The sequence below is a fragment of the Microbacterium sp. C-MGS6 genome, from assembly GCF_058140415.1.
Genome location: NZ_CM176934.1, coordinates 562,853 through 583,287 on the forward strand (window position 1 = coordinate 562,853; position 20,435 = coordinate 583,287).

Consider the following 20,435-nt stretch of genomic DNA (forward strand, 5'->3'; position numbering starts at 1 on the left):
CGATCTAGGTATGGGTTCTCTTCTCGCTGTCGGCGCCCGCGCGCTGACGATGGTCATCGCGCTGGTCTGCGGCGTTCTCACGACGCGGATGATCATCGGAGACGCGGGCGTCGGCAGCTTCGCCCTCTACACGCTGCTCACGACGATCCCGTCGCTGCTGACCTTCACCGATCTCGGCAGCGGCGCCGTGCTCGTGAACGCCGTGGCCACGAGCGACGACGTGAGGACGGACGAGAAGCTCCGCTATCAGCTCACGTCGGTCGGCCGGGTGCTGCTGATGTTCGCGGCCTCCGCCATGGCGATCAACACCGTGCTCCTGGCCACCGGTGCCTGGGAGATCGTGTTCGGCGATGCCGGAGGAGAGCCGGGGGCGTCGCTGGCCGCCTTCTTCTGCGTGACGATCTTCTGTCTCGGTATCCCGCTGGGCATCTGGGCGCGGATCATGCTCGGGCAGCGCAAGAACCACATCGTGATCCTGCTGCAGGGCCTCATCTCGCCGCTCACGCTGGCCGGAGTGTGGCTGCTGCTGACGTTCGGTGGCGAGAATCTGCATTCCTACGCGGCGATCGCGTCGTTCGCGGCCTCGCTGATCGTCTCGATCCTCGGCGTCCTCATCACCGCTCGGACCACGTCTCCGTTGATCCCCGAGGCTGCGCGCATGGTCCTGCGCCCGCGACGGTTCCCTGGCGTACGGGTGATGGACGTGGGATGGCCGATGCTGGCTCAGATGGTGACGTATCCGATCGCGGTGGGGTCGCAGCGGTACGTGATCGCCCAGCTCGGCGGTCCGACCGACGTCGCCGAGTACGGTGTGGCCGGGCAGGTCTTCTTCGCGCTCAACGGTCTGGTGATGGCCGGTGGGCTCGCGCTCTGGCCGCATTTCGCCCGCATGCGACACCAGGGCGATCTCCGCCGCGGACCGTTCCTGCTCTCCGGACTGTTCGCCGTGGCGGTCGCCCTCGCGACGGTGGTGGTGTGGCTCGTCGGGCCGTGGCTGTTCGGGTTCATCACGCAGGGAGAGCTGGAGGTCCGGCCGACCACGATCTTCGCTTTCGGCCTCATGATCATGCTCACGGCGGCTGTCTACCCGCTCGGGATGTTCATCATGGACAAGCCCGGGATCCGATTCCAGGTGATCCCCACCCTCAGCATGGCCGCGGTCGGGGTCACCCTGGCGTTCGTCCTCACACCGATCCTCGGTATCGCCGGTCCGCTCCTCGGTGTCGCCTTCGCGCTCCTGGTCTGTCAGCTGATCCCGTTCTCGATCTACATCGTGCGTCATCGGGCGCGGCTCACGGCCGAGGCCGCCGTCTCGGCGTGAGCCCAGGTCGCGTGCGCCCGGCGCCGTGCGGATACCCGCGGGTCGTCAGTCGACGACGCCGGCCGTGACGCCGGCGCGGTAGACCGCAGGTGCGTGCCGACGCAGGGCTTCGTCGCGGCTCTCGGCCACACTGCCCACGAGGTCGTCCCACCGTGCGCACACGTCGTCGAGTGCGGCGGCGATCGCCGGAGCATCGTCCGGTGCGACCAGCTGCGCCGTGGCGTAGCCGCCCGCGGCCTCGCGCAGACCGCTGCTGTCGCTCGCGATGACGGGGCGGAGCCCCAGAACGCCCTCGACGGCGGTGTTCCCGAACGGCTCGTCCACCCGGGAGGGCACGACCAGCACGTCGGCTTCCGCGAGGAACGGCCAGATGTCGGCGTGGAATCCCGCGAAGGTGACGGAGACCCCGGTCTCTGCGGCACGGGCGCGCAGTTCGCGCTCGTACCATTCGTATCCCTCGAAGACCGCCCCGAGGAGCGTGACCTCGACGGGCCGCCCCTCCGCCTGCACTGCCGCCGCGGCGTCGATGACGAGGTCGGGACCCTTCCGAGGCGAGAGCCGCCCGACGTACAGCACGCGGAGGGCGCCGTCGATCCGGGGCCGCGGCGGCGCGGGGTGCGGGGGCGACGCGACGCCGTTGGCGACGATCCGGGTGCGGTCGGCGAGAGCGGGCAGCGCGCGCCGGATGGTGTCGAGGCTGAAGCGGCTGTTCACGAGGGTGCGGACCGAGGCGAGGTGCGGCATGTAGAGCAGGCGGTTCACCAGCGTGCTCCCGGAGGCCTCCGCCTCGTGCACGTGACTGACCGCGCGAGTGCCGCGGAGTCGGGCCACGAGGGGCCATTGCGGAATGATGATGGTCGACACGTAGACGGCGTCGGGGCGCACGCGTCCGATCAGACGCCATGCGGCGCCGAGGCCCCGGAACATGTCGCGGAACAGGCGGGGCAGACCGCGCGGGGTGAGCAGCACCTTGCGCAGGACGAGCATCGGCAGGATGACGACCTCTGCTCCGGCGGCGCGCAGCGGCGGGACGAGCAGACCCGAGCTCGGAAGGGCGACCACCACACGGGCGCCCGCCTCCACGAGACCGGTCGCGCTCTCGAGGAGCATGCGGTCCGACCCGAACATCTCGGCACCGGGATGCACGAGAAGGACGGTCTTCCTCTTCACGCCGGTGGTCATCGTGTCGCGTCCGCGGGGGCGGGTGCCCAGTCGGCGCTCCGTCGGCGCGCACGCCGCGCGGACGCGTGGACGCTGGAGCCTTCGGACAGACGGCGGGCGAGGTCTTCGTACTCGTCCGCCACGTCGTCCCAGCGGAAGCGCGTGCGGGCGATCTCCTGCACCGCGGCTGCATGCGCGTCGCGGGTCGTGGGGTCGGCTTCGGCGGCCGCGACGTGGGTCGCGACGTCATCCGCGTCGGCGAAGAACCAGCCGTTGCCGCCGAGGACCTCCCGGTTGAAGGGCACCTCGTAGCCGATCACCGCGGTGCCCGCCCCCATGGCGCGCAGGAGCGACGGGTTGGTGCCTCCGACGGAGTGGCCGTGCAGGTAGGTGGCGGCGTGGGCGTAGAGGCCGTCGAGGAGCTCCTGGTCGTAGACGCCGCCCACGAGGCGGATCCGCTCGTCGCCCTCGGCGGCGTTCCGGATCTCCTGGATGTATCCGGCGGCGTACGGCGCGGAGCCGACGACCACGAGCGGCAGTCGCGCGGCGCTGGCGCGGTATCCGCGGACGATCTCGAGCACGTGGTTCTCCGGCTCGAACCGAGCGACGACGAGGTGGTAGCCGTTCGGAGTGAGGTCCATCTCGGCCAGGCGGTGCGTCGGCGGCTGATCGAGGATCGGCGCGCCGTATCGGATGAGCTCCGTGGGCACGTCGAACTGGTGGCGGTAGTAGTCGGAGATGCCGGGGGCGTCGGCGATGAGCGCGTCCGCGGTGCGGACGCCGAACTGCTCGGCCCAGCGATAGTACGCCTTGCCGCGGGGACCCCACTTCGACCGGCGCCACTCCAGACCGTCCATGTGCAGGGCGACGGGCGCCCGGCGCAGCCGGAGCAGCGGGAGGAACGGCGAGTTGGCGGCGTTGAAGACGAAGGTCGCGTCGGGGCGGCGGTGGAAGAGCAGATGCAGGGCCGACAGCCCGGTGTGGCTGAGGGTCTCGATCTGCTTCACCGGGACCGCGGGGAGGTGCACCACGCGCATGCCGAGGTACTCCTTCTCGCGGTGCTCGGAGCCGCGGGTGTACACGACGACGTCGTGGCCACGGTCGGCGAGCCGTCGCCCCACCTCTTCGATGGCCGTCTCGAATCCGCCGTAGGCCGCAGGCACGCCGCGGGTCCCCACCATCGCGATCGTGAGGGGTGTCGTAGTGCTCATCCGCTCAGTATGCCCCGCTCGGCTGCGCCATGACCTTCGCGGTGCGCCACATGATCTGCAGATCGTTCATGACGGACCAGTTCTCCACGTAGCGCAGGTCGAGCCGCACGCTCTCGTCCCACGACAGGTCGCTGCGTCCGGAGACCTGCCACAGACCCGTGATCCCGGGCTTGATGTACAGGCGGCGGAACACGGTGCCGTCGTAAGCGGTGACCTCGCTGGGCAGCGGCGGCCGCGGACCGACGACGCTCATGTCGCCGACCAGCACGTTCCAGAACTGCGGGAGCTCATCCAGCGACAGCTTGCGCAGCACCTTCCCGACGCGGGTCACGCGGGGGTCGTCCTTCATCTTGAAGAGGAGGCCGGCGCCCTCGTTGTGGTCCTTCAGCGCCGCGAGCTGCTTCTCGGCGTCGGTGCGCATGGAACGGAACTTGACCATCTTGAACGTACGGCCGTCCCGGCCGACACGCTCCTGGAAGAAGAACACGGGCCCCGGAGAGTCGAGCTTGATGAGAGCGCTGAGCACAGGTGTGAGCAGCGCGATCGGAATCAGCGCGATGGCGGCCACCAGTACGTCGAGGGCGCGCTTCAGCAGGTGGACGCCGCCCTCGTAGGTCGGAATCTTCACCTGGATCAGCGGCAGGCCGTCGACCTGGCGGAGCGAGATGCGAGGACCCGCGACGTCCGTCAGGCGGCTCGAGAGGACGAGCTCGGCGGCCGTGCCTTCGAGCTGCCAGCTGAGCTGCTTGACGAAGTCGGGGGACCCCTCGGGGCGGCTCGCCACGATGATGGTGTCCGCCCCGAGCTGTGCCGCCGCGGGGGCGACGGTGTCCAGATCGCCCACGACCGGGTAGATGCTCTCCCCGATCCTGAGCGCGCCGGCATTGCGATCCAGCAACGTCGTCCCCACGACGTGGTAGCCGTTCTCCCCGCCCTTCTGCAGGGAGTCGATCACATACTCGACGTCCTCGGTGGCGCCGACCACCAGTGTCCTCGACGCGAACCGTCCGGACAGGCGCTGCCGCTGCAGCCAGCGACGCCAGGCCCAGCGGGCGAAGAGGAGACCGAGCATGCCGACCGGGAGCGCGATGAAGAACAGCGGCTGCAGCCCTTCCCACTCCAGGAGCACGCCCGCAATGGCGGTGATGCCGAAGGCGAGACCCGCCGCGTGCGCGACGCGACGGTACTCCGTGGCCCCAGACCCGAAGATGGCGGCGGCTCGGCTGTTGAGCGCCGACAGCATCAGGTACCAGGCGAGACCCAGCAATGCGGCGTTGCGCACGGCCTCGATCACCGTGACGCCGGTGAGCAGCTGGACCGTCGCCGTCAGTGCGACGGCGATCAGGATGACAGCCGCATCCGTGATCCGCAGTCGCATCCGATAGCGACGCTCCCACTGCAGGCGTCGTTCGAGCGTCGCCGAGACACGCGGCGTGCTCGCCGCATGCGTCACCGACGCGGTCGCCCGCGGAGCCGTGATCGGCGTGAAACCCGTACGAGCGATGCTCAGAGCATCCTCGACGGAAGTCATGCCGAGGCCCCTTGAGCCGTGAATGTACGCAGATAACCCCAGTGCGCCATCGTTTCCCCAGTTTTCCCCAGACCATGAACCCCACGTTCACGGACACGTCTGCGTCCCGACCCCTCGGGTCCTGCTGAAGCTTCGCGATCCCACATCGAGAAGGTGTCCTCGTCGTCCCAAACCGACGAGGCGTGCAGCAGGCACTGCAGACGGTCATCACTGTAGCGGATTCGGCCGCCCGACGGAAGCGCTTCCCGAGGGTGAGCGAAAACCCGTTCCGGAATACCGCATGCGAGGGTGCACCCGGAGCTAGTCTGTCGCGGTGACCGCGCACCCGACATCGAGTCCTCGCTTCCGTCTGCAGCCCATGCGGCCGCGCGACCCCGGTCAGCCGCATCGGGCCGCGAGTCCGCTGGAGCTCTTCTTCGACCTCGTCTTCGTGGTGGCGGTGAGCATCGCCTCGGCGCAGCTGCATCACGCGCTGAGCCACGGAGACTTCCTCCACGGGATCACCTCCTACGCGATGCTCTTCTTCGCGATCTGGTGGGCGTGGATGAACTTCACCTGGTTCGCGACCTCGTTCGACACGGACGACTGGCCGTACCGGATCGCCACGTTCGTCCAGATGGCGGGCGTCCTCATCCTCGCCGCCGGGATCCCCGGGGCCTTCGAGGAGGGCGACTTCACGCTCCCCGTGGTGGGCTACGTCGTCATGCGGATCGCGGTGGTGGCGCAGTGGCTGCGGGCCTCGCGGAACGAGGGCCCGCTCCGGCGCGTCGCTCTGCGGTACGCCCTCGGCATCGCCGTCGTGCAGGTGCTGTGGCTTCTGTTCCTGCTGATCCCGTCCGGCCCCGTGCAACTCGCGGCCTTCGTCGTCTTCGCGCTCATCGAGATCGCGGTCCCGGTGTTCGCCGAGCGCCGGCACCAGACACCCTGGCATCCGCACCACATCACGGAGCGCTACGGTCTGTTCACCCTCATCGTGCTCGGCGAGAGCCTCCTCGCCTCCGCCAACGCGATCATCGACGCGCTGGACGAGGTGGAGGCCCTGGGTCCGCTCCTGGCCATCTCGGCCCTCGCCTTCGTCGTGACGGCGGCGTTGTGGTGGATCTACTTCTGGCCGCCCCACCACCGGGCCATCACCACTCTCGGCCGTTCGCTGCGCTACGGCTACACGCACTACTTCGTCTTCGCGGCGGCCGCGGCCTTCTCCGCCGGCATCGAGGTGGAGCTGGACGTGATGACGGGGGAGAGCCATCTCACTCCCGTGGCGGCCACCGTCACGGTGTCCATCCCGATCGCGGTGTTCCTCATCGGGATCTGGTGGGTCGCCATCCGCGACAATGCCGACCGCGTCGTCAACACGGTCATCCCCGTGGGGGCGCTGCTCGTCCTGCTCGACCCGTTCGTGCCCGTGCCGGTGGCGCTGACGGCAGCGGTCATGGTGGGGATCGTGGCGGTGCTGGTGATGCGGCCGCCGATTCCCCGCGGCGCCGCGGCGACGGACGCCTGAGCGCCGCGGTCAGACGCTGGCGGCGAACAGGTCCAGGCATTCGACGCGCAGGCGCGCGATCGCCTCGGTGTCACCGCGGAGGTGACGGATGAGGGCGTGCTGCATCATGCCGTCCGTCAGCGCATACGCGAAGAGCGGCGTGAAGCGGCAGGGCCGACCGCGCAGCTCGGAGTAGCGCTCGACCACACGCCAGATGGCCTCCTGCAGGTCGGCCTCGACCTCCGCGATCGTGTCGCCGAAGCCGGACTCGAACAGCGATTGATTGCGGAGGTCGTACCAGAGCCGGTGCAGGCGGGCGTCGTCGTGCACGCTCCTGGCGAGTTCCTCCGCGGCGCCGGCCGCCAGGTCCTCCGCGGTCTCCGCCTCCTCCATGACGGCGAGGTAGCGGTCACCGAGCCCGCCCTTGGAGATCCGCACGGCCTCCGCGATGAGGTCGTTCTTGTCGGTGAAGTAGTAGTGCAGGGCTCCGTGCGAGAGCTCCGAATGCTGGGCGATCTCGCGGAGTCCCGTCCTGGCGAACCCGCGCTCGGCGATCGCCTCCAGCGCCGCTTCGGCCAGCGCTCGCCGGCGGATCGCGAACTTGTCCACCCCTGCGCGTTCCGCCCGCTTGGTCACCGTCGTCATGCTGTGCCCCCGGTCTCGTCCCCTTCGGGATCGGTGCGGGCAATGCTATGGCATTCTCGCGGATCTGGACAGACGTCCAGGAAAAACTTGACAGGTGCCAAGCTGCGTGTTGCACTGGATGCGCCATGGCCGCGCATGTCCCCTGCATGCCGGCCGTCTTCGTGGCCGCGCGAGCGATTCCCCCATCGCCCCGGCCCTGCGTTGTCCGCCGAGTTCTTCGAGCGCCAGCGCTGCAGAGCGGAGCGATGTCCCCGCATCCTCCGCTCTGCTCCCGCTTCTAGGCTCCTCATCGGTCGCGCATAGCTCCCTGATTGTTCACTCGTCGAGCATCGGGGGCAACGCCGCCCACGCTCGAGAGGAGCACATCATGAGCCGAATCCCCGAACCGACGTCGACGCCGCAGGGGCCCATGTACGAAGGACGACCGCTGGATCGCGCGGACGAAGAGGTGGTCGACCAGGGCGTCGCCTTCGATCTCCGGACGCTGATGAGCCGCCGCGGGCTCCTGATCGGCGGCGGCCTCGGCCTCGGCGCCGTCGTCCTCACCGCCTGCGCTCCGACAGCCACCGGCTCGTCGTCGACGACCGCCACGCCCACGCCCAGCGCCGGCGCCACCGCATCGGACTCCGCGATCACGGAGATCCCGGATGAGACCGCCGGCCCCTACCCGGGCGACGGCTCGAACGGTCCCGACGTCCTCGACGAGGCGGGGATCATCCGCCAGGACATCCGCTCGTCCATCGACGGCGGTGCCACCGCGGACGGGGTCCCGCTCTCGTTCGAGTTGCAGATCCTCGACCTCGCGAACGGAGGGGTGCCGTTCGCGGGCGTCGCCGTGTACGCCTGGCACTGCAACGCCCAGGGGGAGTACTCGCTCTACTCGTCGGGGCTCGAGGACGTCTCCTATCTCCGAGGGGTGCAGGTCGCTGACGGCGACGGCAGGGTCTCCTTCACGTCCGTGTTCCCCGGGTGCTATTCGGGGCGGTGGCCCCACATCCACTTCGAGGTCTACCCGGACGCGGCATCGATCACCGAAGCATCGAACGCGATCGCGACATCCCAGCTCGCGCTGCCCGAAGACGCCTGCGGAGCGGTCTACGCGGAGACGGCATACGCCGGATCGGCGGACAACCTGGCACGGATCACGCTGACCTCCGACAACGTCTTCGGCGACGACGGCGGGGCATCGCAACTCGCGACGACGACGGGGAGCGTCGCCGGCGGCTACACGGCGACGCTCGTGATCGGCGTCGACACCACGACCGCCCCGAGCGCCGGTTCCGCACCGGGCGGGAGCGGGAGCGGACGCCCGCCGGGAAGTTGAGGTCGTCGGAGCGTGGTTCCGTGGATCTGCTACACTGATCGTGCAACGTGTGCGTTTCGCCCCCTCTCGGCCGCCTCGTCGCCACTGATCAGGGCCATCCACGGACCACGCGCATCGACGCGCGCGGAATCCGCCCTCGGTCTCTTCACGTGCGGAGCGCGACAGCGCGCCCGCCCCACAGCAATGAGCATGAGCATGAGCACCACCACCATCCCTCCGTCCACCCCTCTCACCTGGAAGCAGGCCGACGTCGACGTGCACGTCGCCACCCGGAACGGCGAATTCGCCGGATTCGTCGAGTTCGACGGATCCGCGCACCGACTGCGCGACGAGCGTGGCACCGATCTCGGATCCTTCCCCTCCCTCGACGACGCCTTCCGTGCGCTCGCCGAGGCGAACGAGCCGAAGCGCGCCGCGGCGTCGCCGACTCGCCCGCGCCCCCGCCGTCGGCGCATGCGGCGGGCGCGAGCCTGACTCGTATGCCGGCTCGCGTATGCGGGCGCGGTTAGTGTGGCCACAGCGATCGGCATCCGCCCTTGGCTACCTCAGCTCAAGGGCTCCCGATCGGCAGGAGAGCATCATCTCCCTTTCACCCTCCCCGTCCGTCACCGCCACTCTGGGGCCCGTCCGTCAGACCTATGCCGGCAACGCGGACTTCCCGCCGCTCGCCCGGGCCTACCGGGACGTGCAGCAGGTCGTGAAGGAGACCGGGCTCCTGCAGCGGACGCCCGTGTTCTACTCGCTCGTCGGCGCCGCGCTGGTCGTCGCCTTCGCCGGTTGCGTCGCCGGATTCCTGCTCCTCGGTGACAGCTGGTTCCAGCTGCTCATCGCCGCCGCCCTGGGCATCGTCTTCACGCAGGTCGCGTTCCTCGCCCATGAGGCCGCGCACCGCCAGATCCTCTCCACAGGACCGGCGAACTTCCGCCTGGCCCGCGTGCTCGCCGGCATCATCGGCATGAGCTACCACTGGTGGGATTCCAAGCACACCCGCCACCACGGCAACCCGAACCAGGTCGGCAAGGACCCTGACATCCAGGTCGACACCATCTCCTTCCTGGAGGAGGATGCGGCACAGTCGCGTGGCATCGTCCGGCTCATCACGCGGAAGCAGGGCTGGCTCTTCTTCCCCCTTCTGACGCTGGAGGGGCTCAACCTGCACTTCCTGGGTCTGAAGCACCTGATGACGCGCAAGAACGTGAAGGGTCGCTGGATCGAGCTCGGACTCATCGTGCTGCGGTTCGCCGTCCTCCTCGTGCCGCTGTTCCTCCTGCTGCCCGTCGGCATGGCCTTCGCGTTCCTGGGTGTGCAGCTCGCGGTCTTCGGCGTCTACATGGGCGCATCCTTCGCCCCCAACCACAAGGGCATGCCGGTCATCGCGCCCGACGCCAAGCTCGACTTCTTCTCGAAGCAGGTGCGCACGTCGCGCAACATCCGCGGCGGATGGTGGGTCACCGGGCTCATGGGCGGCCTCAATCACCAGGTGGAGCACCACCTCTTCCCGAACATGTCGCGGCTGCACCTGTCGAAGGCTCGCGGCATCGTGCGCGACTACTGCGCCGCCAACGGCATCCCGTACACGGAGACGAGTCTCGGGCGCTCGTACGCGATCGTCATCGCCTACCTGAACCGGGTGGGCCTGGCGGCGCGCGACCCGTTCGACTGCCCCGCGGCGGCACAGCTCCGTCGCGCCTGACGCACACGGAGACGACGAAGGGGCGGGCAGACAGCTGCTCGCCCCTTCGTCGTATCCGCGCGGATCAGCGCTTCGAGTCGTCCGTCTCGACGACGTCGATCGTGATCTTCTCCAGCGGACGGTCGTCGTCGAGCTCGTCGTCGAGGACCTCGTCTCCGCGGAAGCTCTCGACGGACGCCTCGACGACGTCGTCCTCGTTCTCGTCGTCGTCCTCGTCGATCGTGGCCTCTGTCACCGCGATCTCCGTGGGGAGGCTGTCGTCGCTGAAGATGCCGTCGGGCCGGATGAGCTCGCGCACCTCGGCCATGAAGCTGGTGAGCTGCTGCTGCTGCCACCGCAGTTGACGGGCTCGGTCCTCGGCGTCGCGGAGGACGGTGGAGGTGTGCCCGGTCACCGCATCGACGATCTTCTGCGACTTCACGCGGGCACGCTCGAGGATGTCCCGCGCACGGACCTGTGCGTCGGCCTCGATCGCCTGCGCCTGCGAGCGCATGAGCTTCTCGTAGCCGTCGGCCTTCGCGGAGATGCGCTGGGCGTGCTCCAGCGAGGCCGTCACCTGCTCGTTGGCGTCGGTCGTGATGCGCTCGGCGTGGGCGACGGCCTGGTTGTGGAGGACCAGGAACTCCTGCTGCGCGTCGTCCTGCCGGCGGGTGAGGGTCTCCTCGAACTCCAGCACGCGGGCGTTCATCTCGCGTACCTCGCGCTCGGCGTCGGCCCGCAGCTGGGTGGTCTCGCGCGTGACGAGGGAACGCAGCGCGGCGGCCCCCTTCTCGGCCTCGGTGCGGATCGCCGTGGCCTCCTGCGACGCCTGGCTGACCTTCTCCGCGGCGTGTGCGGCCTCGCGCTCGATGCGCGCCTCATGGGCCGTGTACTCGGTCTCCATCTTCAGTCGCACCTGGTCGGCGTCGCGCTGAGCCTGGGAGATGATGCGCTCGGCATCCGCCTCGGCCTCGGCGCGCTGCGCGGCGACTTCTTCGCGGGCAGAGGTCATCAGGCGGTCGGCCTGCACGGCGGCGTTCTGGATGAGGACGTTCGCCTGCTCCTCGGCCACCCGCAGGATCGCCTCGAACTGCTGGCGAGACGGCGCTTCCTCACCGTCGGCCTGCGGCATGTCGACGAGCTCGGAGGTGAGCGTCGCCACCTGCTGCTCCGCGTCCGAGGCCTTGGCGTTCGCCGCGGCGAGCTCGGCCTCGAGGGCCTCCCGTGCCTCTCGCTCCTCCGCCTTGACCGCGTCGACGGACTCGGCCTCGCGGGCCTTCGCCTCGGCCACCTCGTCGGCCGCCTGCTGGAGCTGGGCCCGCATCGATGCGAGCGCGGCGTCGACCTCGCCCTTGTCGTAGCCGCGGAATCCGATGGTGAATGCGGCCGAGGTTGAGGACGACGTGTCGCGGGGATTCGTCTCGATCAGCTGATCGAAGAAGTCCGGCGACCGCTCGTCGTCGCGGGGAGTGCCCGAGGATTCGCTCATGGGTTCAAGCCTTTCTGGCGTGTCCGCGACACGAAGCGGACTTCGTTTCCGTGGACGGGATCGCAAGCACGGAGGAGGAGGCCTCCGGCATGCGCCACGACCGGGTCGTCATCCGAGTCCCTGCGGGGCGCGGCGCGCGTCTAGCCTAATTGCGTCGCCTGAGAATCGTGACCCCCATCTGCGGGGGCCGGTGAACGCTGATCAGGCCTGGCGGAACCAGCGCGCGTTGCGGTCGTCGAGCACAGGGCCCCGCTCGAACACGGAGACGGGTCCGTCGGCCACCTTGATCTGACGGGTAGCGGCCTCCGCGGCCACCAGGGCCCGCAGCTCCCGCCACAGCGGCGCGGTCTGCGGGAAGCCGAGGTACTCGCGGAAGGTCTCGACGCGCAACAGTGTTCCCTCGGGACCCGGAACCAGTCGTGCGACCGTGTCGTCCGGTTCCACGAAGCGGATACCCAGTGCGTCGTCGGGGAGCAGAGAGAAGCTTGTGCCGCGGTCCGCGATGACCGTGCGCACGATCTCGGCCGCGGCTGTGGGGGAGTCACGGACGACCAGCGTGGCGCCGAGATCGGCGAGGATCTCCTCCGTGCGGGCGGCGGTGTACCGATCGCCCGCACGCTGTCCCGCGGACGACGCGCTGCGCCGTACCCACCCCCGCAGGAACGCCGCTCCGACGATGAGGCCGAGGATGATCACGAAGAGAGCCGGGATCACTGCGGTGTCCACGGGCAGCGCCCCTTCCGTACCGGACGTCGGAGCGCGTCAGCGCGGGTCGGTGAGGTGGTCCAGGTGAAGATCGCCGGAGGCGTTGAGGGCCTGCACGATCTGCTGGATGCGGTGCGGGTCCACCGCCGGTGGCTCCGCGTCGTCGAAGCCGAACTGCAGGGGGATGGCGGGGTGGATCCACACGCTCGCCCGCCGGTCGATGCCACCCTCGAGAGGCCGCCACGTCATCATGAAGCTCTCCTGTCGGCGCAGCTTCGTGGCGATGACGATCTTCAGATGCGCGAGCGTCTCATCGTCGATGAGGATCGGATCCGAGTGCCCGTCGTACCGGAGTCTTCCCATGATGCTGACGGTACACCCCTCCGGGGTCTCACCCCGTCCGGGGCGCGAGAGCAGCGGAACGGGAGTGAAGGGGGTGGCGTTCGCGTCGCGGGACGCCCGCCCTTGGTACGGTGACCGCGGAGGACACCACGTCCCCTGGGGCCGCCGAGCAAGAGAGAACTTCGAGATGAAGCGCATGTCCCGCTTGCGTCTTGGTCGCATCGGGATCGTCGCCGTGCTCGCGATCGTGCTGGGATCCCTGGTGCCGGCCCTCACCACGACCGGCTCCGCGGTCGCCGCTTCCGACGGCTACATGGTCTATCCGGCCTCGGGCAACATTCAATCGAAGGTCGGAGACGGCTGCCTCGGCAACTATCGCGCGCACGACGGCATCGACATCTCCCGGAACGGCGGGACACCGATCCTGGCGGCGTACGACGGTGTGATCAAGAGCCGCACGTCGAACGGCGGATACGGCAACTACGTCGATGTGCAGCACCCGGGCGGCTACGTCACCCGGTACGCCCACATGGCGGCATCCGGCTGGTACGCACCGGGGACGAAGGTCCTGCGCGGGCAGCAGATCGGCGTCGTCGGGAACACCGGCAACTCCGCCGCCTACCACCTGCACTTCGAGGTGTGGTTGAACGGCAAGGTCTACTCCCAGATCAACCAGGGTTTCACCTGCCTGTCGAACGTCACGCGAGGTGGGACGATCCCGCTGTTCTTCCCCGGTCTCGGAGCCAGCGATTCGGCGGGGATCGACACCGCTGACTTCACCGGTAACGGAAAGGCCGATCTTCTCGTCGTCGCGGGCAACGGGGACCTCCGGCTGCGGGCGGGGAACGGGCGCAGCGGCCTCGCCGGCCCGACCACGCTGTTCGGAGGCGGGTGGGGGAACTCCCGACGGCACATCACCCACTCGGACTTCAACGGAGACGGCCATGCGGACATCCTCGTGGCGCGCTCCGACGGCGCCCTGGAGTTCTACGCCGGGAACGGTGCCGGCGGCTTCCGCGCAGCGACCACCCCGGGAGCCGGGTGGTACGGAATGCGTCACGTCACATCCGGTGCGGATTTCACCGGGGATGGACGGCAGGACGTCATCGGGGTGTCCCCGACCGGGACCCTCGTGATCTTCCCCGGCAACGGGGCGGGCGGCTTCCGCACTCCGAACGTCACCGTGGGCAACGGCTGGGAGGGTTTCCACTACCTCGTCGCCGGAGACTTCGACGGCGACGGACGGGGTGACCTCATCGGGGTCGCCGGTGATGGCGTGCTGAGGCTCTACACCGGCGCGTCGGGCCTGCGTACCTGGCGTCAGGCCGGGACTGGGTGGCAGGAGATCACCGAGGTCACCGGCGGCGCGGACTACAACGGGGACGGCCGTGCGGACCTCGTCGCGCGCACGGCCGCAGGACAGCTCTATCTCTATCCGGGAAACGGCGCCGGAGGGTTCGGTACCAGGATCCTCATGGCCTCGGATGCGGCGGACTACCTCGCGATCGAATAGCCCCGTCGTGTGACCGTCCCCCGCCGACGCGTATCGTGGGCGCATGGCCGCTCCGACCCTCGATGACATCGCGGCGGCGCTCTACGCCGGGCCGCCCGAGGAGTTCACGGCCGCCCGGAATGCGCGGGCGAAAGACCTCGACGATCGCGCGCTCGCCGCGGAGGTGAAGGCGCTGCGCAAGCCGGCAGTGGCTGCTTGGGTCGTCAACGTCTTCGCGCAGGAGCGTGCCGCGCAGCTCGGGGAGGCCCTGGCGCTGGCGGCGGAGCTGCGCGAGGCGCAGGCGGATCTGGACGCTGCGGCGTTGGCGAAGCTCGGCCGGGAGCGGCGCGCGCTGACCCGGCGGCTCGCCGAGACCGCCGCGGACCTCGCGGGCTCCCGCGGAGAACGAGTGACGGCGGCGACGCGGGATGCGGTCGAGCAGACGATCTCCGCGGCGTTCTTCGACCCGGACGCGGCGGCCGCCGTGGCGTCCGGACGTCTCGTGCGGACGTTGGAACCTTCGGGCACGGCGGACGACATCCGCGACGCGGTGGCCGGGACGCTCCCCGCGCTGCAGCCGCAACCCCCGCGTCCCCCGGACGAACTGCAGGAGCGCCGGAAACGTCGGGACGCGGAACGTCGGGTGGCTGCTGCGGAGAAGGACCTCGCGGTGGCGGAGCGCGCCCTCGCGAAGGAGGACGAGGCGGTGCAGGCGCTGCACGACCGCGCCGAGGAGCTGGCCGACGGAATCGCCGAGCTGGAAGCGCAGCTGGAGCAGCTGCGTCAGGAGGCCGACCGCGTCGACCGCGACCGTCCCGCCGCGGAGAAGAGGCGCACCGTGGCCGTGGAGAAGAAGGACACCGCTGCCAAGGCCGTGCAGGCGGCGCGCGAGGCCCTCGACGGCCTCTGAGCGTCAGCTTCGGGCGGCGGTCTTCTCCTCGTCGGAGTTCGGCGTCCATCCGAACCAGCCGTCGTCGGACGGGATGACGCTCCAGTCGCCGCAGACGAAGACGGTCTTCGCCTCGTACGCGGAGGGGGCATCGTCCAGAGTCCAGGTCGGGGCAGAGGTGCGCTCCGTCTCCACGCAGTCCTCCGGCAGTTTGGCCGTGCTCGCCAACAGGAGGACGGCGTCGTCGGCGTCCTCGATCGTCGACGTCCGGAGCGTGAGCGTGGTCGCGTCTTCCGGAACCCAGTCCGCATCGACCGGCGCGTCCGCGCGGAAGGCGTCGACGTCATCGAACGTCCTGGTCGACTGCTTGTGCACGAGACCCTCCACGGCGGCGCATCCGCCGAGCAGCAGGGTGCCACCGAGGAGCAGGGCGGCAGCGGGGAGGAGGGTGCGTCGTGTCATGATTCCACTCTGCTCACGGGCGCGGCGAACGGCGTCCGTCGGGGGAGGTATCCCTCGTCATCATCGGGAGTGATCTCTCCCGGAGGTGCCTCCGATAGCCTCGGAGGATGCGGGAGGAAGTCCTCGAGGGCGGCAACGCGAGCGGACCCGTCGTGCGGGTCGGGGACACCGTCCGGAAGGCGTGGACGGCCGCGACTCCGCACGTGATCGCCTATGTGCAGGCGATGCGGGACCGCGGAGTGGATGCGCCCGAGCCGCGCGGTAGAGACGCGCAGGGGCGGCAGATCATCGAGTTCGTCCCCGGCACGCTCGCGATGGACTCCGCACCGCTCTCCGCCGCCGAGCTCGGCCGCGTGGGCGGGATGGTCCGGCGGATCCATGACGTGTCGGCGCGCCATGTCCCCGCCACCGATGCGGTCTGGGAACCTCCCCTGTCAGCGCCGGCGCAGGAGCTCATCTGCCACAACGACCTGGCGCCGTGGAACCTGATGCTCGGCGACCGCTGGGTCTTCATCGACTGGGACGGCGCCGCCCCGAGCACTCGGTCCTGGGACCTCGCCTTCTCCGCGCAGACGTTCGCGCTTCCGGATCCGGCCCGCGACCCGCAGCGCTCCGCCGACGACCTGGCGGCCTTCGTCGACGGATACGGTGCCGACGAGGAGCTGCGCGCGGAGCTTCCGGACATGATGCGCCAGCGCACGCAGGCGATGCTCGATCTGCTGCGCTCGTCCGCGGAGGCGGGACGCGAGCCGTGGGGGACGATGTACCGCACGGGTCACGGGGCGCACTGGAAGGCGGTGCTCGACTACGTCACCGCGCATCGGGATGTGTGGCAGCGCGCGCTCGGGTGACGTTCCGCCGGTGTGATTCTCCTATGGTGATCGATATGAGTGACGACCTCGGCCGCGCAGTGATCGCGGATCTCTGCCGGATCCCGAACCCGGAGTCGATCGACAGGACGGCGTACGTCGACCTCGGCGGTGTCTCCCAGTTCGTCTCGATCCGCGGCCGCAGCATACGGAACCCCGTGCTCATCGTCTGTCACGGCGGTCCGGCCCTCCCGTCGCTGCCTTCGTCGTGGGTCTGGCAACGAGGCGTGGAGGAGTACTTCACGGTCGTCAACTACGACCAGCGCGCGAGCGGCAAGTCCGCGAGCGCAGTATCCGAAGGCATGGACCTCAGCGTCGACCGGTACGTCGACGATCTCGCGGAGCTGATCGCGTGGGTTCAGAGGGAGCTCGGCGTGCAGAAGGTCGGAGTCCTCGGGCACAGCTGGGGGACGGTCCTCGGTCTCACCCTCGCCCGGCGGCGTCCCGACCTGCTCTGGGCGTACGTCGGCGTCGGCCAGGTCATCTCCGGTCCCGAGAACGAGGAGGAGAGCTTCCGCCACGCGATGCGGAGTGCCGTCGCGGATCGGAACGAGCAGGCGGTCTCCGAGCTGCGGGCACTCGGGGAGTACCCCGGTGACGAGCCGTTGACCGTCGAACGCATCGTGACCTGCCGGAGATGGGCGCAGTACTACGGCGGCCTCTCGGCGTATCGCTCCGACTTCGCGTACTTCACCGAGTCGCAGGAGCTGTCCCCGTATTACACGGACGCCGACCTGGGCCTCATCGGCGTCGGGCAGCGGGCGACCATGCCCGAGGTGCTGCCCGCCCTGCTCGGCTTCGACGCCCGCGATCAGACGGCGTTCGAGGTGCCGATGCTCCAGTTCCTCGGACGACACGACTGGACGACCCCCACCGGACCGGTGGCCCGCTGGCTGGAGACCGTGACGGCGCCCGCGACGCACGTCGTCTGGTTCGAGAACTCCGCACACCTGTGCATGTTCGAGGAGCCGGGGAAGTTCCTCGTGAGCCTCGTGACCCACGCGCTGCCGCACGCGGTCGCCGCGGGGAACGCGAGGGGGGACGGCTCGACGGACTCACCCGTGCCGACGTAGGTCTGCGGGCCACCCGTCCCGTTCTCCCCTCTCTCCGAACCCAGATTCTGCATCGTCGATGCAACACTTCGGCCAGGACCGGACACGAGTGGTAGTGAACGGATCATCGGAGGAACCATGGACGACACACAGCTCAACCGGCTGCTCACTCCGCACGACAAGTGGGCGGAGTCGCAGGGACTCCTTGACGCGACGTTGGAACGAGTCGTGAGGAACGCGGCAGAGCAGCATGCGCGTCCGCCGCGTCGTCGCCGCGGTGTACGCATCGCCGTCGTGGTCGGCGCCCTCCTGGGCGTGGGGATTCTCGCGACAGCAGCCGCCGTCTACGTTGCCCCGAACTTCACTCCGGACGCCGTCATCCCGATCACGTACGTCACCGACGAGGGCAACGCCGTCGAATGCACGTACTCGCTCGCCGTCACCTCCTGGGACGGCACGAACGTCACCGAGGCCAAACAGTGGATCGCATCCCACGACTGGACGGGCGTCGGCCAGCGGGGATACGACCTCGGCGAGGAGCACCCCCTCTCCGTGGGCGACCCCGACGTGGATCCGACACTCAGCCGAGAGGACCTGGACCAGGCGACTGTTTCCACCGGCATCGTGACCGCGGTTATCGAGGAGATCCCGGCGGAGCTGCTCGACGGCGTCGGGGTCGGTACAGCAGGAACGTCGACGTGCACCTGGGTGCGGCACTGATGTCGGGCCGTCCCGACGAGTCCGTCGAAGCTCTGGCCTCGATGCTCAGCGACGAGACGCTGGACCTGCCGCGTCTGATCGAGGAGAGCAAGCGAGCGCTCTTCGCGTACTTCGCACGAAGGGTCGTCTTCACTGACGACGCTGCCGATCTCACCGGTGAGGTGCTGCTCACGATGTGGCGCAAGGTCGACGCGATGCCACGAGCGCCCGTCGAAGCGCGGATGTGGGCGTTCGGGATAGCCCGCAACGTGCTCGCCAACCACCGACGTGCCGTATCTCGCCGGATGAAACTCAGCGACAGGCTCAGAGGCGAAGCGCTCGTCAGCGGCGATACTCGTCCCGTGCGCGACGACGTGTGGGACGCGCTCCAAGCACTTCCAGCGGGGGACCGGGAGATCATCCAACTCGTCCACTGGGACGGTTTCTCCCTGAGGGAAGCCGCGACGATCCTCGGGAAGAAGTCGGCGACGGTCCGCAGCAGATACGCGCGTGCGCGAGCAAGGCTTCGGGCCGACCTCACCGTGGAGTCCGACCTCTAGAGGATGCGCCGTACCCCACGACGTGCGGCGATGGGGACCGCAGGGGCGATCCTCCTCAGGGGTCAGAGATGGATGGGGCCGGGGGAGGGGACGGCTGTCGGCAGGCCGCCATCGAGGATCCGCTCGACCATGCCGATAGCGCGATCGCTGAGACCGTCGCCCGGGTAGAAGTCCTCGTAGTGAGCCTCCGCCGCCTCCAACGTGGTGATGCCGCAGAGGGTGAGCAACTGACGAATGTCGTCCACGTCGCGTCCTGGTCGGTTGGCGCGGAGCTTCATGGCGAGAAGCGCGCCCTTCGAGGCGACCTGGATGATGACGCCATCTCGGTCGTAGATCGTCTCCCACTCGACAGTTCGACGCCCGAACGTCGGCACGGAATCCGCGTGCTCCACAGCGAAGTTGAACCAGCCGTCGCTCCACCCTCGTCGGTCTCCGACGCGCGAGGCCGCGGCGAGAACGGCTTCGTCACTTCCAGGGTTGATGTGAAGGGAATCGAGGTCTCCGGTGGCACGGCGGTCGAAGTACCTGATAACGAGCGCAGCGCCACCGACAAGTCGGATGCCTGCGACTTCGCCAGCGGCATGAAGCTCGCCGACCAGGTCGCGGAGGCCGGCGATGATGTCGTCGCGGTTCAGGGCGTCAGCCATCAGACGCTCGTCAGCGTGTCTCGCCAGACAAGGACACCACGCTCGAAGAACTCCGCGGGCACGTCGTCGGGTGCCGGGATCGGATCCGCCGGATCGACGTCCAGGGTACGGGGCACGTGGACCCGCCTGTTCGGGGCGTCGACCCACGCCGGAGTGGGGAGCCCCTCCTCGCGGAGGCGAAAATCCACGAGCGCTGCCAGGGCGGCGTCCCAGACGCGGTCGCCGGTCGGCTCGGGCTCCGCGAGACCGAGGACCCCGCGTACGAGGCCGTGCTCGGCGTTGAGGTTGTCGCTCAGTTGGATGAACTCGCGAAGCGCGCTGTACTTGTCACCCGCTCGCAGGTATCCGCGGATCGCCGCCGCGATGGTCGCCGCGTCGTCCCGTCGCGTTGGTGCGGAGTACAGGCGATAGCCGGCGCCACGGAGGAAGCGTTCGACTGTGCTGAACTCAGCCTCGCGGCCACCTTCCACTCGAGATACTCGGCCTTGGTCGACGTTGGTTCGCTCGGCGAGATCCTTCTGCGTGAGCCCGCTGCTCTTCCGCGCAGCGCGCACGAGCACTGATGCGTTGGTCACGTCGCCTCCCCGTAAAAATGTCCTCTGAGCCATATTCTACGTCGGCTGGGATTAGGATGCGACGCCTCAGATCCGGTAAGCCACGCCCTGTTCGTTCCGGGGGAAAGCAAAACCCCCGCCATGTAGAAGCTAGGCGAGGGTTTCTGGGCTGATTGTAATGATCAGCCGTGTGGCTCCGACCGGCATCGATCCGGTGACCTTTCGATTTTCAGTCGAACGCTCTACCAACTGAGCTACAGAGCCGCGCGGCGATGATGCTGCCGCGTCCTAGACGAAGAGCCCTCTCCGAAGAAAGAGCTCGTCGCA

General features: G+C 69.1%; 21 protein-coding genes and 1 tRNA gene. 11 read left to right on the forward strand and 11 right to left on the reverse strand.

Annotated features, from left to right (window positions below):
• Positions 1 to 10: 10 nt before the first annotated feature.
• The gene (locus AC3B5L_RS02635; protein WP_187663194.1) at positions 11 to 1,321 is read left to right on the forward strand and encodes an MATE family efflux transporter; all 1,311 of its coding nucleotides are present in this window, start codon (positions 11 to 13) and stop codon (positions 1,319 to 1,321) included.
• Positions 1,322 to 1,366: 45 nt separating this feature from the next.
• On the opposite strand, the gene AC3B5L_RS02640 is transcribed toward AC3B5L_RS02635, so the two are convergent.
• Genes AC3B5L_RS02640 through AC3B5L_RS02650 form a run of 3 tightly spaced genes read right to left on the reverse strand, consistent with a single transcriptional unit; the run spans position 1,367 to position 5,224 of the window.
• A complete protein-coding gene (locus tag AC3B5L_RS02640) occupies positions 1,367 to 2,503 on the reverse strand; it encodes a glycosyltransferase (RefSeq protein ID WP_490096197.1) in 1,137 nt (378 codons plus the stop codon).
• Positions 2,500 to 3,693, reverse strand: a complete 1,194-nt coding sequence (locus AC3B5L_RS02645; protein WP_280564739.1) for a DUF1972 domain-containing protein — start codon at positions 3,691 to 3,693, stop codon at positions 2,500 to 2,502. Before AC3B5L_RS02645 ends, AC3B5L_RS02640 begins: the two co-directional genes overlap by 4 nt.
• A 4-nt stretch (positions 3,694 to 3,697) precedes the next feature.
• Positions 3,698 to 5,224, reverse strand: a complete 1,527-nt coding sequence (locus AC3B5L_RS02650; RefSeq protein ID WP_187663197.1) for a sugar transferase — start codon at positions 5,222 to 5,224, stop codon at positions 3,698 to 3,700.
• A 313-nt stretch (positions 5,225 to 5,537) separates the two neighbouring features.
• Here AC3B5L_RS02650 and AC3B5L_RS02655 point away from each other — a divergent pair, with 313 nt between their 5' ends.
• Positions 5,538 to 6,728 carry a low temperature requirement protein A gene (locus AC3B5L_RS02655; RefSeq protein WP_490096198.1) on the forward strand — a complete coding sequence of 397 codons (1,191 nt, stop codon included), beginning with the start codon at positions 5,538 to 5,540 and terminating at the stop codon, positions 6,726 to 6,728.
• 9 nt (positions 6,729 to 6,737) lie between these two features.
• Here the strand turns inward: AC3B5L_RS02655 and AC3B5L_RS02660 are convergent, their stop codons facing one another.
• Positions 6,738 to 7,352: a TetR/AcrR family transcriptional regulator gene (locus tag AC3B5L_RS02660; RefSeq protein WP_490096199.1), complete on the reverse strand. Its 615-nt coding sequence runs from the start codon at positions 7,350 to 7,352 to the stop codon at positions 6,738 to 6,740.
• Between the two features lie 367 nt (positions 7,353 to 7,719).
• On the opposite strand from AC3B5L_RS02660, the gene AC3B5L_RS02665 reads away from it, so the two are divergent.
• The 3 genes from AC3B5L_RS02665 (at position 7,720) to AC3B5L_RS02675 (ending at position 10,369) form a co-directional block, all read left to right on the forward strand.
• Positions 7,720 to 8,676, forward strand: coding sequence for an intradiol ring-cleavage dioxygenase (locus tag AC3B5L_RS02665; protein WP_490096200.1), 957 nt, complete (start codon positions 7,720 to 7,722; stop codon positions 8,674 to 8,676).
• Between the two features lie 195 nt (positions 8,677 to 8,871).
• Positions 8,872 to 9,150: a hypothetical protein gene (locus AC3B5L_RS02670; RefSeq protein ID WP_187663200.1), complete on the forward strand. Its 279-nt coding sequence runs from the start codon at positions 8,872 to 8,874 to the stop codon at positions 9,148 to 9,150.
• Between the two features lie 19 nt (positions 9,151 to 9,169).
• Positions 9,170 to 10,369 (forward strand): fatty acid desaturase family protein, encoded by a 1,200-nt coding sequence (locus AC3B5L_RS02675; RefSeq protein ID WP_187663201.1) that lies wholly within the window; start codon positions 9,170 to 9,172, stop codon positions 10,367 to 10,369.
• A gap of 64 nt (positions 10,370 to 10,433) precedes the next feature.
• Here the strand turns inward: AC3B5L_RS02675 and AC3B5L_RS02680 are convergent, their stop codons facing one another.
• From AC3B5L_RS02680 to AC3B5L_RS02690, 3 genes are all read right to left on the reverse strand, one after another.
• Complete coding sequence (locus AC3B5L_RS02680; RefSeq protein WP_259953584.1) at positions 10,434 to 11,837, reverse strand: coiled-coil domain-containing protein; 1,404 nt, start codon at positions 11,835 to 11,837, stop codon at positions 10,434 to 10,436.
• 201 nt (positions 11,838 to 12,038) lie between these two features.
• Positions 12,039 to 12,563, reverse strand: coding sequence for a hypothetical protein (locus AC3B5L_RS02685; protein WP_259953585.1), 525 nt, complete (start codon positions 12,561 to 12,563; stop codon positions 12,039 to 12,041).
• A gap of 36 nt (positions 12,564 to 12,599) precedes the next feature.
• Positions 12,600 to 12,905: a DUF7882 family protein gene (locus AC3B5L_RS02690; RefSeq protein ID WP_187663204.1), complete on the reverse strand. Its 306-nt coding sequence runs from the start codon at positions 12,903 to 12,905 to the stop codon at positions 12,600 to 12,602.
• Between the two features lie 175 nt (positions 12,906 to 13,080).
• On the opposite strand from AC3B5L_RS02690, the gene AC3B5L_RS02695 reads away from it, so the two are divergent.
• A complete protein-coding gene (locus tag AC3B5L_RS02695) occupies positions 13,081 to 14,397 on the forward strand; it encodes an FG-GAP-like repeat-containing protein (protein WP_490096201.1) in 1,317 nt (438 codons plus the stop codon).
• A 43-nt stretch (positions 14,398 to 14,440) separates the two neighbouring features.
• Positions 14,441 to 15,286, forward strand: a complete 846-nt coding sequence (locus tag AC3B5L_RS02700; protein ID WP_259953587.1) for a transposase — start codon at positions 14,441 to 14,443, stop codon at positions 15,284 to 15,286.
• Positions 15,287 to 15,289: 3 nt separating this feature from the next.
• On the opposite strand, the gene AC3B5L_RS02705 is transcribed toward AC3B5L_RS02700, so the two are convergent.
• Positions 15,290 to 15,727, reverse strand: coding sequence for a hypothetical protein (locus AC3B5L_RS02705; RefSeq protein ID WP_187663207.1), 438 nt, complete (start codon positions 15,725 to 15,727; stop codon positions 15,290 to 15,292).
• A 107-nt stretch (positions 15,728 to 15,834) separates the two neighbouring features.
• Here AC3B5L_RS02705 and AC3B5L_RS02710 point away from each other — a divergent pair, with 107 nt between their 5' ends.
• From AC3B5L_RS02710 to AC3B5L_RS02725, 4 genes are all read left to right on the forward strand, one after another.
• Positions 15,835 to 16,578, forward strand: coding sequence for a phosphotransferase (locus AC3B5L_RS02710; protein WP_259953588.1), 744 nt, complete (start codon positions 15,835 to 15,837; stop codon positions 16,576 to 16,578).
• A 35-nt stretch (positions 16,579 to 16,613) separates the two neighbouring features.
• The gene (locus AC3B5L_RS02715) at positions 16,614 to 17,669 is read left to right on the forward strand and encodes an alpha/beta hydrolase (RefSeq protein WP_259953589.1); all 1,056 of its coding nucleotides are present in this window, start codon (positions 16,614 to 16,616) and stop codon (positions 17,667 to 17,669) included.
• 117 nt (positions 17,670 to 17,786) lie between these two features.
• Positions 17,787 to 18,368 (forward strand): hypothetical protein, encoded by a 582-nt coding sequence (locus AC3B5L_RS02720; RefSeq protein WP_259953590.1) that lies wholly within the window; start codon positions 17,787 to 17,789, stop codon positions 18,366 to 18,368.
• Complete coding sequence (locus tag AC3B5L_RS02725; protein WP_280564763.1) at positions 18,368 to 18,907, forward strand: RNA polymerase sigma factor; 540 nt, start codon at positions 18,368 to 18,370, stop codon at positions 18,905 to 18,907. Before AC3B5L_RS02720 ends, AC3B5L_RS02725 begins: the two co-directional genes overlap by 1 nt.
• Before the next feature lie 62 nt (positions 18,908 to 18,969).
• On the opposite strand, the gene AC3B5L_RS02730 is transcribed toward AC3B5L_RS02725, so the two are convergent.
• From AC3B5L_RS02730 to AC3B5L_RS02740, 3 genes are all read right to left on the reverse strand, one after another.
• Positions 18,970 to 19,554, reverse strand: coding sequence for a hypothetical protein (locus AC3B5L_RS02730; RefSeq protein ID WP_259953593.1), 585 nt, complete (start codon positions 19,552 to 19,554; stop codon positions 18,970 to 18,972).
• Positions 19,554 to 20,129, reverse strand: a complete 576-nt coding sequence (locus tag AC3B5L_RS02735; protein WP_259953594.1) for a helix-turn-helix domain-containing protein — start codon at positions 20,127 to 20,129, stop codon at positions 19,554 to 19,556. The genes AC3B5L_RS02730 and AC3B5L_RS02735 overlap by 1 nt, the downstream gene beginning before the upstream one ends.
• Positions 20,130 to 20,299: 170 nt before the next feature.
• A tRNA-Phe gene (locus AC3B5L_RS02740) sits at positions 20,300 to 20,372 on the reverse strand.
• Between the last annotated feature and the right edge of the window lie 63 nt (positions 20,373 to 20,435).

What these genes read in the sequence shown, in the direction of transcription:
- AC3B5L_RS02635 (WP_187663194.1), top strand. Translation starts at nt 11, where the DNA reads ATGGGTTCTCTTCTCGCTGTCGGCGCCCGCGCGCTGACGATGGTCATC.
- AC3B5L_RS02640 (WP_490096197.1), bottom strand. Translation starts at nt 2,503, where the DNA reads ATGACCACCGGCGTGAAGAGGAAGACCGTCCTTCTCGTGCATCCCGGT.
- AC3B5L_RS02645 (WP_280564739.1), bottom strand. Translation starts at nt 3,693, where the DNA reads ATGAGCACTACGACACCCCTCACGATCGCGATGGTGGGGACCCGCGGC.
- AC3B5L_RS02650 (WP_187663197.1), bottom strand. Translation starts at nt 5,224, where the DNA reads ATGACTTCCGTCGAGGATGCTCTGAGCATCGCTCGTACGGGTTTCACG.
- AC3B5L_RS02660 (WP_490096199.1), bottom strand. Translation starts at nt 7,352, where the DNA reads ATGACGACGGTGACCAAGCGGGCGGAACGCGCAGGGGTGGACAAGTTC.
- AC3B5L_RS02665 (WP_490096200.1), top strand. Translation starts at nt 7,720, where the DNA reads ATGAGCCGAATCCCCGAACCGACGTCGACGCCGCAGGGGCCCATGTAC.
- AC3B5L_RS02670 (WP_187663200.1), top strand. Translation starts at nt 8,872, where the DNA reads ATGAGCACCACCACCATCCCTCCGTCCACCCCTCTCACCTGGAAGCAG.
- AC3B5L_RS02675 (WP_187663201.1), top strand. Translation starts at nt 9,170, where the DNA reads ATGCGGGCGCGGTTAGTGTGGCCACAGCGATCGGCATCCGCCCTTGGC.
- AC3B5L_RS02680 (WP_259953584.1), bottom strand. Translation starts at nt 11,837, where the DNA reads ATGAGCGAATCCTCGGGCACTCCCCGCGACGACGAGCGGTCGCCGGAC.
- AC3B5L_RS02690 (WP_187663204.1), bottom strand. Translation starts at nt 12,905, where the DNA reads ATGGGAAGACTCCGGTACGACGGGCACTCGGATCCGATCCTCATCGAC.
- AC3B5L_RS02695 (WP_490096201.1), top strand. Translation starts at nt 13,081, where the DNA reads ATGTCCCGCTTGCGTCTTGGTCGCATCGGGATCGTCGCCGTGCTCGCG.
- AC3B5L_RS02700 (WP_259953587.1), top strand. Translation starts at nt 14,441, where the DNA reads ATGGCCGCTCCGACCCTCGATGACATCGCGGCGGCGCTCTACGCCGGG.
- AC3B5L_RS02705 (WP_187663207.1), bottom strand. Translation starts at nt 15,727, where the DNA reads ATGACACGACGCACCCTCCTCCCCGCTGCCGCCCTGCTCCTCGGTGGC.
- AC3B5L_RS02710 (WP_259953588.1), top strand. Translation starts at nt 15,835, where the DNA reads ATGCGGGAGGAAGTCCTCGAGGGCGGCAACGCGAGCGGACCCGTCGTG.
- AC3B5L_RS02715 (WP_259953589.1), top strand. Translation starts at nt 16,614, where the DNA reads ATGAGTGACGACCTCGGCCGCGCAGTGATCGCGGATCTCTGCCGGATC.
- AC3B5L_RS02720 (WP_259953590.1), top strand. Translation starts at nt 17,787, where the DNA reads ATGGACGACACACAGCTCAACCGGCTGCTCACTCCGCACGACAAGTGG.
- AC3B5L_RS02725 (WP_280564763.1), top strand. Translation starts at nt 18,368, where the DNA reads ATGTCGGGCCGTCCCGACGAGTCCGTCGAAGCTCTGGCCTCGATGCTC.
- AC3B5L_RS02730 (WP_259953593.1), bottom strand. Translation starts at nt 19,554, where the DNA reads ATGGCTGACGCCCTGAACCGCGACGACATCATCGCCGGCCTCCGCGAC.